The sequence below is a fragment of the Streptomyces sp. NPDC003691 genome (assembly GCF_053981115.1).
Genome location: NZ_JBSFNQ010000054.1, coordinates 22732 through 35399, shown reverse-complemented (window position 1 = coordinate 35399; position 12668 = coordinate 22732). Strand labels below are relative to the sequence as shown.

The following is a 12668-nucleotide window of genomic DNA, read 5'->3' as shown; positions in this document are numbered from 1 at the left end:
GGGTGCGTCGTTACGGGTGGGGAGTGTCATGGAACAGATAACAGTGCGGAGCAGGCCGCGAGTGCCTGCGATCACCTGCGGAAGCAGCGCGACCAGCTCGCGTCTCGACCGCCATCTCTCGGTGCTGGGCGGCCCCGCCGTTCCGCAGCGCGAGACGGTCGAGGCGACGTCCCTGATGCTGGAGCTGACCGCGCGCGACGTCGCGCACGAGCGCAACCGCGGCAGGACCGGACGAGTGTCCCTCTTTGCCCCGCTGCGCCGACTGCGCCGTACGCTCCTCGGCAGCCGCCACTGATTCTCGGCTGCCGGGCGGCCGTCACCCGAGCCGCCGTCGCGCACTCCGCGTCACGTGTCACCGCCTGTGCGGCCCCGCGCACGGGCGACTGACACTCCCTCCGGCCTCCCCGTCACGGCCCGGTCACCCGCCGGGCCGCCCCGCAGCAGCCGGCTGCCGTCAGGCGACCACGCCGTCCCGGCGCAGCGCGGCCCGCTCCGCCTCGTCCGCGCCCACCTCGGCGAGCAGCGCGTCCGTATGCTCGCCCAGCGCCGGGACCGGTCCCATCCGCGCCTCCGGGCCGCCCGGCAGGGTGATCGGCGGCAGCAGTGCCCGCAGCGGTCCCGCCGGGGTCGCGATCTCCCGCCAGCGGTCCCGGGCCGCGAGCTGCGGATGCTCCGCCACCTCCGGCACGGAGTTCAGCCGGGCACAGGCGATCCCCGCGTCCTCCAGGGCCCGTACCGCCTCCTCCGTACCGAGCCGGGACAGCGCCGCGGCCACCACCGCGTCGGTGGCGGCCCGGTTGCGGACCCGGGCGGTGTTGGTGGCGTACCGCGGATCACCGCCCAGCTCCGGACGGCCCAGCACCCGCTCCGCGAGCAGCCGCCACTCCCGGTCGTTCTGCACCGAGAGCAGCACCCGTCCGCCGCCGGCCGTCGGATAGGCGTCGTACGGCGCGATCACCGCATGGGCGACTCCGGTACGCGCCGGGGCTTCGCCCCCGTGCATCGCATGGTGCAGCGGATGCCCCATCCACTCCGCCAGCGACTCCAGCATGGAGATCTCCACCGGGCCGCCGCGCCCGGTGGCCGACCGCCGGAGCAGCGCGGCCAGCACCCCCGAGAACGCGTACATCGCCGCCGCGATATCGGCCGCGGGCACCCCCGCCTTCGCGGGCTCGCCGGCCGTGCCCGTCACCGACACCAGCCCCGCCTCGCACTGCACGAGCATGTCGTAGGCCCGCCGGTCCCGGTACGGCCCGCCGGAGCCGTAGCCGGAGATGTCCACCGCCACCAGCCGGGGGTGCGCGGCGCACAGCGTCGCCGCGTCCAGGCCGAGCCGGGCCGCGGCGCCCGGGGAGAGGTTCTGTACGAAGACGTCCGCCCGGCCGATCAGCTTCCGGAGCACGGCGAGTCCGCGCGGGTCCTTGAGATCGACGGCGAGGGACTCCTTGCCGCGGTTGCACCAGACGAAATGGGAGGCGAGTCCGCGGGCCGCGGTGTCGTAGCCGCGGGCGAAGTCACCGCCGTCCGGGCGCTCGACCTTGACGACCCGGGCCCCGAGGTCGGCGAGCTGGCGGGTGGCGAAGGGCGCGGAGACCGCCTGTTCGACGGCGACGACGGTGATACCCGCCAGGGGGAGCGGCTGCGATGCCGGTGCTGTGTACATGCACCGTGCCTACCGTGCGGGGCGGTCCCCTGTCACGGGTCCCGGCGGTACCTCAGGCCAGCGGCAGCGCGAACTGGCCCTCCGGGCCCTCCTCCCCGTGGTCCAGCACCGACGCGGGGCGCCGGGACCACGGGGGCGGGGGCAGCACCCCGGGCAGCGGGCCGAGCTCCTCGAAGGCGTCCGGCGCGGTCAGTCCGGCGCGGCGCGGGGCCAGCTGCCCGAGCAGCGCCAGCACCGTGACCAGCTCCAGCAGATCGGACGTCCACTCCTGCGGCCAGCCCGGCGGCCGGACCGCCGCCAGCGAGCCGGGCTCCGCCGGTGCCGTACGGGCCGCGAACCAGTCCTCCAGCACCCGGACCCCGCCGCACCGCAGTTCCCAGGCGGCCGCGGGGACCGGTGAGATCCGGCCCTCGCCCAGCTCCAGGGTCTCCGTACCGGGGTCGTATGCGATGCCCGCCGGACGGGCGGGCAGGGCGGCCCGGACATAGGGGCGGCGCCCGCCCGGCAGCCGGGGGCGCTCGCCGCCGTACGCGCCCCGCGACTGGACCTCCAGCAGCGCGCCGCCGAGTTCGACGCCGCGGGCCCAGACGGCGGGGTCGGCGGGCAGCGGCACCTCGCACCCGGTGGGGGAGGGGCGGGCCGCGGCCAGAATCCAGCGGAGGACGTCCGGGGCGCCGACGCGGTGGCCGTACCGCCCGGCCAGCGCGGCCGTCAGCCCCGGGGCGAGATTGGGCTCCGCGCCGCCCGGCCTGCGGAACAGCGGGCGGATCCGGCCGGGCCGGCCCGCGGGCGGACGGCCGTCCGGCAGCCACGCCGAGGCCAGCACCGGCGGCGCCTCGAGCGCCTCCTCCCCGCCGGCGGCCGCGCCCGACTCCAGCAGAAAGACCTGCGCCGGGTCCGCCACCCGCCACAGCTCGGGCCGGGCCTCGTCGATCAGCCGCTGGTCCGGCAGCAGCCACTGGCGGTCGAAGGGGCCGCGGAGCACCGGGACGGGCGCCGGGCACCGTCCGGCCTCCCGGGCGAACCGGCCGGTGCCCCCGCGCTGTCCGGGCAGCTGGCCGACCGTGCTGTACGGCGTGCGGGCCCGGGTGGGCACGAACAGCGTGTCCCGCCCGGTGCCGTCCGCCCGTACGAGCGCGTCCCAGCGGGCCGTCAGCGACCCCGGATCGGGGGCGAGCACCCAGGGCCGCCCGGTCCGCAGCGGGCGTACGCCCCAGGGCATCAGCGCGTCCAGCATCGGCATGGCGGCCATTCTCCCGGAAGCGGGACCGGGCCGGGGCGGGATACGGGGAGGCGCCCCGGCGCACGGCGGCGGACGGCGGTGGGCCGGAGCGCGACGGAACCCCGGTGGGGGCGCCGCGCCCCGGCCGCCGCGGTTGCCCCGGCCGCTCCGGTGAGCGCACCCGCCGGTCCCGTGGCCCGGGCCGGGCGGTCCCGTCCTCCCGCCCCGCCCGGGCGGACCCGACCCACGACGATCCCGTCCGCGGCCGCGAACCCGGCCGGTCCCGGCCTACGGGGCGTCGACCGTCACCGAGAACGAGAACCGGTCGCCCCGGTAGTGGATCCGGGCGACGTCCACGACCCGGCCCTCCGTATCGTGCGTCACCCCCGTGTAGTGCAGGATCGGGCTCAGCAGCGGCACCTCCAGGAGTTCCGCGGTCCGCGGGTCCGCGAGCCGCGCCTCCACCGTGTCGGTGATCCGGCCGATCCGTACGCCCACCGCGTCCCGCAGCACCTTCGTCATCGGCCACCGCTCCAGATCGGCCACATCCAGCAGGGCGGCGATATCGGGCCGGACCGCGTTCGCCGCCCAGTTCGTCGGCTCCCCGGTCTCGCCGTCCCGGCGCAGCCTGCGGTACGTCACCACCTCGGACAGCCCGGGGAAGTACTCGGCCAGTTCGCCGGGCACCGGCTCCGGGCCATGGCCCAGGACCGTCGTCCGCTCGCCCGACTGCTGCGCCACGATCGCGTCGATCGAACCCAGCAGCCGGCGGGGCGCGCCCCGCCGGGCCCCCGGCTCGATAAAGGTGCCGCGCCGCCGGTGCCGGGTGATCAGGCCCTCCGCCTCCAGCTCCTTCAGCGCCTGCCGCATGGTCAGCACGCTGACGCCGTAGTGCGCGGCCAGCTGCTCCTCGGTGGGCAGCCGCAGGGACGCCTCGGGCGCCCGGCCCAGTATGGAGGCGCGCAGCGACTGCGAGACCTGGTACCACAGCGGCAGCTTGCGGTTCAGAACGAGCGAGTCCGGGGCGAAGGAGGAGGTCACGGGTGGCTCCGTATCTCCGGGTCGGGCGAGACCGTGGGGGTCAGGACGGGAAGTGACGCTCCAGACCCTGCCACACGCTGTCGTACTCCTTCTGGCGGTGCCCGGCCTCCGCGGCCTGGCGGGTGACCACCACGGGCCGGCGGGTCTCGAACATGAACGCGAGACCGTCGTCCAGTTTCTGCGGTTTCAGCTCGGCCGCGCTGGCCCGCTCGAAGGTCTCCCGGTCGGGGCCGTGCGCCGACATCATGGGGTGCAGCGAGCCGCCGCCCGGTACGAAACCGCCCTCGCCCGCCGTCTTGGCGTCGTACGCGCCCTGGATGAGGCCCATGTACTCGCTCATCACGTTCCGGTGGAAGTACGGCGGCCGGAAGGTGTCCTCGCCGACCAGCCAGCGCGGGGCGAAGACCACGAAGTCGACGTCGGCGAGGCCGGGGGTGTCGGTGGGCGAGGTGAGGACGGTGAAGATCGAAGGGTCGGGGTGGTCGTACGAGATGCTGCCGATGACATTGAACCGGCGCAGATCGTAGACGTACGGAACATGGGTGCCGTGCCAGGCGACGACATCGAGCGGGGAGTGGTCGTACGTCGCGGCCCACAGATGGCCGCAGTACTTCGTCACGACCTCCACCGGGCGCTCCACGTCCTCGTAGGCGGCGGTGGGGGCGCGGAAGTCACGGGGGTTGGCCAGGCCGTTGGCCCCGATCGGGCCGAGGTCGGGAAGCTGGAACGGCCGTCCGTAGTTCTCGCAGACGTAGCCGCGGGCCCGCTCGTCCAGCAGCTCCACCCGGAACCGGACCCCGCGGGGGATCAGCGCGATCTCACCGGGGCGCGCCGCGAGCAGGCCCAGCTCGGTCACCAGCAGCAGCCCGCCGTGCTCCGGGACGATCAGCAGTTCGCCGTCCGCGTTGCCGAACACCCGGTCGGCCATCGGCGCGTTGGCATGGTAGAGGTGCACGGCCATCCCGGAGCGCTCCGCCGGGTCGCCGTTGCCGCCCAGGGTCCAGAGCCCGGCGAGCCAGTCGGTGCCCGGAGCGGGGTCCGGCAGGGGGTTCCAGCGCAGCCGGTTCGGGTCGGGGACGGCCTCGGTGAACGGGCCGCTGCGTACGCCGCCGTCATCGGTCCGGCGCAGCGGCGGGTGGGCCGCCGACGGCCGGATCCGGTAGAGCCACGAACGCCGGTTGACCGCCCGGGGCTCGGTGAACGCGGAGCCGCTGAGCTGCTCCGCATAGAGACCGTGCGGCGCGCGCTGCGGCGAGTTCCGCCCGGCCGGCAGCGCGCCGGGCAGCGCCTCGGACGCATGCTCGTTGCCGAACCCGCTGCCGTACTCCAGCGCCCCCGCGACCTCCCGGGCCCGCCGGACCGCCCCCTCGTACCCCTGCGCCGTCTGCCCGCTTCCGCTCATCGTCACTCCCGGTGCCGGAGGAATGCCCCTCGTGGATGCCCTCGTCAATCCTATGGCTCACCGTAGGATTGCTGAGGGATCCCGTCAACGCCGACGCCCCGGGTCTGCTGTGCGGGAAGTGTGTACGGGGCGTGGCGAGGGGCGGGCGCGGCGGGGTGCCGCTCCCCGGTGTGTCACCAGGTGTCACCCACGGGGTAGTTCGAGGTGATGTAGCTGGAGTCCTTGGCCACGGCGAGCAGGTGGTACCTGCCCATGCCGTCCAGGCGGTCGTACACCGACTCGGAGAGCTCCCAGGTCTCCACTTCCTCCAGATTCGAACGCACCTCCAGGAGGACGGGCACCCTGTCGTAGGGGAATCCGATATCGGTGTCGTCGACGTAGAGGTCCACCTCGATCCTGTCGTCGGCGAGCCAGAAGTGGTAGCCGTCCTTACGGGAAAAGGTGATTCCGTCCGGTTGGAAGGTGACGTTCAGGATTCCCTCCACCACAGTGCGGATCTCCATGGCGAAATCATCCCGGTTCCATGGTGTGAGGGCCGGACCGACATGCAGGTCGAAGTCGTCTCGGAATCTCGCGAAGCGCGAAAATTTGCTCATCTTTGTTTATGGTCTCTCTGGTTCGATGCGGCTGTCCGGAGCGGTCTAGTCGACCCGGACAGCCGCATCTGCTCAGGCTAATTCAGGTCGAGGTCCAGCTTATATCCATTGCCGTATACGATGACTCGCTCCATGTTCCTGCCGCCCGTGTCGAACTTGTTGAAGGCCTTCATGGCGTCATCTCTGCTGAGTCCGCCCTTTCTCGTGTCGACTACAGTGAGATCCACCTGCTGGCGCTCCGCCTTGCGCAAATGCGTTCGCATTCCTTCGCTGTCGGAACTCGTGGTCATGGCCTTGAAATCGGTCCGCCTGCCGTCCACCCAAGCGTCCCCCCTGTGCTGGGGCGGCTGATTGGCGTCGTTTCTGCTGGTTACCCTGTGTCCGTCGATGGCCAGTGTCAGCGCGATCTGGAACTCCTCGTCGTTGAAGGCGAAATCCGATCCCTTGACGGCTTGTGGGGATCTCCAGGACTCGTCGATGCGCTCCATGACCTTCTTGACTTCGCTCTCTGTGCGCTCCAGGGCGTAGTTCATCAGGTTCTGGGCGAGGTTTGCCATGGCGCAGCCGTCCCGGGCACCCCTCTTGCACATGTCGTCGTTCATCTCCTCCACCTGTTCCTCCAGGTAGTTGTGGAGGTCGAACATTCCGCCCAGAATCTGGAGGACACGTTCCTCCCGGAGTCGGGCTGCGGTTTCGGCATTGGTGAAGAGGGCGCGCTCGTATTCCTCGTTCTGTCGCGGTACGCCGTCTGCATGCCTTCCGGAGCGTCCGTCGGGGTTCGGATCCCTCTTCTCCCGCTTCTTTCCGGTGCCACCCCGGATCTTCTCCTTCTCCTTGGCGCGTTCGGCGGTGTCGGGTACTCCGCCGGTGCAGGAGATGGATCCGTCTCCGCACTCCGGGACTCCCAGACCGGAGGGGTCGCTCAGTGAGGTCGGATTGTTGTTGGCATAGGCGTAGCCGTTGAGGGATTGGTGCTGCTCGAGCATCAGCAGGGGGTCCACGCTGATGAACTGCCCTGTCGACGGATCGTATTCGCGTGCGCCGACGCTGGTGAGGCCGGTGCCCGGGTCGGTGGACTTGCCCAGGAATCCCTTGTCGTCCGGCCAGGTTCCGGTGGAGCCGCGAACACTGCCGAAGGGGGAGGTGTAGCGCTTGCTCAGAGCCTGCGAACTATCGCCGGATACTGCGACGCTGCTGGTCCCGTGGTGGTCGGCGGAGAGGAAGGAGACCTTCTCGGTGCTGCCCTCATTGCTGCGCACGGCCACCGTCGAGCCGGCCGCCTGGTAGTAGCGGTTGGCCCAGGACCTGCCGGACTTGTGGTGAACCTCGGTGGACCCGAGATAGAGGACCGTCTCCCCGGAGGGTGCGTGGTCGCGGCGGATCAGGAGCTTGCCGTCCGCGTCATAGAGATATCCGGTGGCGGTGGTGCCCTCGGTGAGCTTGGCCAACCTGCCTTCTGCGTCCCATTCCAGAGACTGTTCGACCGGCGAGCCGGCCTTCTCCACACGAGTCACGGTGTTGCCGGAACGGTCGTACGTGTACTGCTCCGGTGCCGACTCGCAGGCGGATTTGTCCGTGGACGTGGTGGTCGCTTTCAGCGCGTGTCCGCGCCCGGTGGAGTAGCAGTAGCGGGTGGTGGCCGGGGTGCCGGTGTGCTGCTTCTCGGTTACGCGCTGACCAGCGGTGTTGTAGGTGTATCCGGTCCAGTACGGTGCTGGGCCGCCCAGGTTTTCGGTCGTGCGGCCGGATATTGCGCAGTCTGCCGTCTTGGGCGTCCAGGCGTCCGCCAGACGCCGGTGGCCGTCATAGGCGAAGCACTGGTTGTCTCCGCTCGCACGATCGGTCAGTGCGGTGATGTTGCCGGCCTGGTCGTAGGAGTACTGAAGATCCTGGACCGGACCGCGAGTCTGGTCGTCGGTGGCGGAGGTCAGCAGTCGTCCGGTGCCGTCCTCGTAGGTGCGGGAGACAAAGACCCGCTTGGCGGCCGCGGAGGTGCCGAGTTCGAGCTGGTGGACACGGCCCGTGGCGGAGTAGTTCACACCCAGCAGATAGTTGGATGTGCCCGAGGCCCGAACAGGTAGTCCTGCGTCGTTGTACAGGGTCTCGATTGTCTCGGCGGCGAGGCCGCCCGCTGCTGGTTCCTTCGTGTTGTTGATGGTGCCGTCGATACGGTAGGCGGTCCCGAAGGCCGTGGTGGCCTTCACCGCACCGGAGGTCACGAGGGGGTCGTCGGCGGGCAGGGTCAGTGAGGTGGCCGTGGGGCGGCTCTGGCTGTCGTAGGCGGTGACCTTCTTGGTGTACGCCTTGCTACCGGGTTGGCCGACGCCACCAACATGTCGCACCGACTCGTCCGGTCGGCCCTTGAGCAAGGCGTCAAAGGTCCAGGTGGCAAGTTTGTTGGCATCCGTCCGGTCCGTCTGCCACAGGCTCGTCCTGCGCCCCATGTCGTCGTAGCCGTAGTGAAGGACCTGCCCCTGTGCGTCCTTGGTGTGATCGACTCGGTCGAGCAGGGTGTAGGACGTTGTGGTCGTGCCCCGGGCCGGGTCGGAGGCGGAGATCTGCCGGCCGTAGAGGTCGTAGGCATACGACCAGGGGGAACCGTCCGGAGCTGTGATGGTCTTCTGTTTGCCGTCGCGGGTGTAGGTGTAGCCGACCGTGGTGTAGGTGAGGCCGGTAGCAGCCCCGTACTCTTGGTCGTCCGGCCGGGAACCTGCATAGGAGCGGGTTTCGACGGTCCGGCCGAGCGCGTCGTTGATCACACGGGTGGCGTTGCCGCCCTCGACTGCGCTGGTGGCCACGGAATCACCGGTGTACTCGGTCGTCGTGTGCCACTTCTTCGTACCCCAGGAAGAGAGCGTCGTCTTCACGGCTCGGCCCGCACCGTCGTAGACGGTGTCGTTCTGTACCGGGGCCTGAGCGTGTTCGATTCCCGCGTACTCGCCATCGGGTGCCTTGGTGCTGTCGTATGCCTCCGCTTTGGTAACCGTCGCCAGTCCGCGTGAGTCGTAGCGGGTGTCGGTCAGGACCCGGCCTCCGCCGGAAGCTGCGGGGACTTGGCTCTGCACTTGGCGAAGGAGGGAGTCGTGGATGGTGTAGGCCGTGTGGTAGTCGTTGCCGTTGGCCTTGAGTTTGGACACGGAGGTCCAGGACGGTTTGGTCTGGCTCAGCCTGTAGTCGAACTTTCCGTTCGGACTGTCTCCCGCGGCCCTGGACCGGTTCGGTAGCCAGGTCGCCGTCGTCCGGCCCAGCGCGTCGTGGCTGTGTTCCGTCCGCTTGAGGTTGGCGTCGAGCGCATAGGTGATGGAGCCGCGCGCCGGGTCGAAGTAGGTGTAGGAGCGGTGGGCCGCGGCCGAGGCGCTCGGCTTGGGATGGGTGACCACGACGCCCGTCAACGGTCCGGACCTTGCCGGAAAGTACGCGGTCGTCGTGACATTGCCTTCGGCGTCGGTCACGGTGAGCGGTCGTCCCAGCTTTCCGCTCGCCGTGTCGAAGGCCGTCACGGCAATGGTCTGCCAACCGTCGGTGGCCGGGTCCCGGTCCGCCGTACCGTTCTTCGCGGGGTAGCCCGTGGGCTGGCCGGTCCAGGTCGGCAGACCGAGCGTGGGCGTCTGCGTCGTCGACCAAGCGGTGGCCTTGGGATCGTCGAAAACGACGGCCGCGTCGGCGAGGACGTCCCCGCGGGTGTTCCGGTCGACCGGCAGGTCGAGTTCGTCGTCGGTGTCGGCGCACGGCTTGCCGACTGTCCGGGTGCGGGAGACCAGGGAGGTCAGCCCCTTGTCGGGATTGCGGGCGTACCACGTGCGGGTGCAGGTCTCGTCGCCCGTGACCTCTTGGTCGCCGTGCTCGTCGGAGCGGGTCACCATTCCGTAGGTGCCGTCGTACGAGGTGGTGCTCGCCGTGGTCCGCCACTTCTTGGCGGTCGTCAGCCAGGTGTATTCGTGGGTCCGTTCGGGGCGGACGAAGTACGCCCTGGTGTGGGCGTACGACTTCTGCTGGCTGGCGGTCTCCTTCGTCCAGAAGGTGTGCAGCGAGGCCGAGATCGGGATGCTGCCGTCATAGGTGACCTGTTGACGAAGCAGGCCGGCGTAGCGCTCATGGTCGACCAGGGGCGGTACGTCGAGGGCCGGGAGGGCGACTGCTTCGACCGTCGCGCTGCGGGTGGTGCCCGGCTGCACCCGCCGGTCGCCGTGCATGCCCTGCATGAAGACCTGCACGGTCTTCGAGCGGGTGCCTCCGGCCTCACCGGTGTACGAGGTCACCTTCTGGTAGCCGCGCCAGACGGACCAGGTGCGATCCTTCTCCCTGGTGAACGGATCGTCGTTGTAGTGCCAGGCCGGCTTCTCGTATGCATAGCTGTACTCGACGGCGGGGTTGTTGGCGGCCGAGTCGCTGACGTTGATGTGGGTGACTCGGTACTTGTGGAACCAGTCGAGCTGTGGGTCACCGCCGTTCACCGGCCAGTGCACGGGATAGCAGGAGAGGCTGTTGTCGTCCTCCGCCTTCGGCATGCTGCTGCCCCGGACGCACTCGGGGTTGGAGAACACCACGGTGGTGACGGCGCCGGACTCGGAGGTGATGGTGGAGATCCGGGGCCGGATCAGCGACAGGATGTCGGCGCCGCCCGGCAGGTTGCCGCCTTCCACCCGGTTGGGGCGCTGGGTGTAGGTGAAGCCCACCGCCGGAAGGGTGATGGGCGTGCCGTTCAGCCCGGTCCGCTGGATCCCTGTCAGGGTCAGTACCTGGTCCGAGCTGTTGCCGATTTCCTGGCCGTCGAAGAACTCCTGCGTCAGGGCGTAGGAGTCGACCGGCTTGAAAGCGTCCGGCTCGGCCGCCGTAGACCAGACGTGGGTACCGATGGCGGTGACGCGCTGACGAGTGAAGAAGGAGGGGCCGGTGGCCAGGCAGTCCTTCTCGGACGCGGCGCATATCGCATCGAAGGGTACGTCCGGCCAGTTCTTGGCGGTGTCCTTCGTCAGCTCGTCGCACTTCCCGGCCGTACACCGTTCCTTGTACGTCAGCACGGCCTTGCCGGAAACGGCCCCGGTGAACAGGGACTCGACCCGCTGGCCGTACCGGATCTCCGTGAGGTAGCCGCCCCGGTCGTAGGCGGCGAGCTCGGTCTTGTCGCCGTTCTTGGCGTAGTGGTTGCCCTCCTTGGCGTACCAGTACGTGGCGGCATTGCCGTGGACATCCTGGACCAGGTCGAGGTTCCATCGCCATACCTGTGTCTTGGCACGTCCCCCGAAGGCGTTCCCTGAAGAGTGGCCCGGCTCGTCGGCATCGTCACCGAAGACAGGAACACTCCAGGCCGAGTTCGTGCGCTGGGCCGCGGCGCCGGGGAGCTTGTTCAGCCCGAAGGTGTACGTCGTGCCCTCACCGGTGACGACCTTCCAGTGCTCGCCCTTGCCGTCACCCTTGCCGCTCTTGATGTCGTCGCCGTCGTCGCCGTTCTCGGCTCCGGTCAGGTGCAGCACCTGGGACGCATCGTCGTCCTTGAGCCGCCATTCACCCGTCTTGTCGTCCTTGACGAGTTCGGTGGCGGTTCCGTTCAGGACGAGCGAGGCGTTCTCGTACTTCCAGCACTGGTCGTACTTGTCCTTCTGGCCGTCGTCGTCGCAGCTGCCGTACTTGCGCTCGATGTAGGACTCGGTGAGGGCGAAGCCCTCGCCGATCTGCGAGCCCTGGTTGTTGGTGTTGGCGGTGCGGCCGTCGATGCTGCCGGAGTCGTAGGACAGGGACAGCGGTGGTACGGGGCCCGCAGCGGCCGGTGGCAGGCTGATCGGGTACGACCAGCTGAAGGAGCCCGAGGAAGAACCTGCCTCCCAGGACGAGGAGGCGGAGAGCGGGGTGGCCTGGAGGTCGCCGCCGCCGGCTGCCGGGGCGGTCGGCGAGGCCGTCAGGGCCATCACTGCGGGAGCCGACCGCGGCGCCAGTGCTGTGCGGGCGCGGACCTTCTCCGCCGAAATGTCGTTGGTGGAGACGACCGGTGTGGTGGCGCGGCAGGCGTCCTTGTCAGGGGTGGTCAGGGCGCAGGAAGGCAGCCGCACAAGGCCCAGCCTGGACGACCAGTTGCCGCCGACGGCCGAGGCGAAGGAGCTGTAGTCGACGGAGATATCGGCCGCGCCCCGCCGCTGGGCGCCGACGGTGAAGAGCAGACCGGTGATGCCGGCCCGGTCGGCGGCCTGCTGATCGAGCACGGTGACCGTGGCGGCGCCGTCCGATGCCGAACGACCGTCCGAACCGGCCGCGGTGGCAGCCGGGATCGCACTGACGTCCACCGGGGAGCCGGTGGATCGTGCGGTCAGCGAGTCATGGACGGTGCCGGGTTCCGGCCAATCCGTCTGGCGCTCATTCCGGGCCTGTACGGTCAGGCGCTGGTTGGCTTGCCGGTCCCGGGCAACGCGCTCCCGGGCCTTCTTCCCGCCGGGACCGGTGAGGGGGCGGACCTTGCTGACCCGGTCCACGGCGGAGTCAGGGGTGCCGGGGACGGCGGGGGAGGCCGTGGCTTGCGACGGTGTTGACACCGGGAAGGCCAGAGCGAGGACGAGTGCGCCGAGCACCGGCAGGCGGCCGGAGCGGCGCAGGTCCCGCAAGAGACGTGGTCTGAACACGAGCTGCTTTCTGGAGATGGGGAGGGTGGACGGCACGCCCTCGGGAACGGATTCTCGTGACGGAGGTTCGACGACGGCGTTCGAGGACGTGCTGGAAGCTGCGCAGGGCAGCAGAGAGGTAGGGCGCGGACCG

At 70.2% G+C, this 12668-nt stretch carries 7 protein-coding genes; 1 reads left to right on the top strand and 6 read right to left on the bottom strand.

The features are described from left to right. The first annotated feature begins 28 nt into the window (after positions 1–28). Positions 29–295, top strand: coding sequence for a hypothetical protein (locus ACWDR0_RS23600; RefSeq protein WP_456353728.1), 267 nt, complete (start codon positions 29–31; stop codon positions 293–295). A gap of 159 nt (positions 296–454) precedes the next feature. Here ACWDR0_RS23600 and ACWDR0_RS23595 read toward each other — a convergent pair whose 3' ends face one another. From ACWDR0_RS23595 to ACWDR0_RS23570, 6 genes are all read right to left on the bottom strand, one after another. After that, a complete protein-coding gene (locus ACWDR0_RS23595) occupies positions 455–1663 on the bottom strand; it encodes a CaiB/BaiF CoA transferase family protein (protein ID WP_456353727.1) in 1209 nt (402 codons plus the stop codon). Between the two features lie 52 nt (positions 1664–1715). Next, positions 1716–2915, bottom strand: coding sequence for a type ISP restriction/modification enzyme (locus ACWDR0_RS23590; RefSeq protein ID WP_456353726.1), 1200 nt, complete (start codon positions 2913–2915; stop codon positions 1716–1718). A gap of 258 nt (positions 2916–3173) precedes the next feature. After that, positions 3174–3926, bottom strand: a complete 753-nt coding sequence (locus tag ACWDR0_RS23585; RefSeq protein WP_456353725.1) for a GntR family transcriptional regulator — start codon at positions 3924–3926, stop codon at positions 3174–3176. Positions 3927–3966: 40 nt separating this feature from the next. After that, a complete protein-coding gene (gene hmgA / locus ACWDR0_RS23580) occupies positions 3967–5328 on the bottom strand; it encodes a homogentisate 1,2-dioxygenase (RefSeq protein ID WP_456353724.1) in 1362 nt (453 codons plus the stop codon). Positions 5329–5501: 173 nt separating this feature from the next. Continuing rightward, the gene (locus ACWDR0_RS23575) at positions 5502–5831 is read right to left on the bottom strand and encodes a hypothetical protein (RefSeq protein ID WP_456353723.1); all 330 of its coding nucleotides are present in this window, start codon (positions 5829–5831) and stop codon (positions 5502–5504) included. A gap of 170 nt (positions 5832–6001) precedes the next feature. Further along, positions 6002–12535, bottom strand: a complete 6534-nt coding sequence (locus ACWDR0_RS23570; RefSeq protein ID WP_456353722.1) for an RHS repeat-associated core domain-containing protein — start codon at positions 12533–12535, stop codon at positions 6002–6004. Positions 12536–12668: the final 133 nt, after the last annotated feature.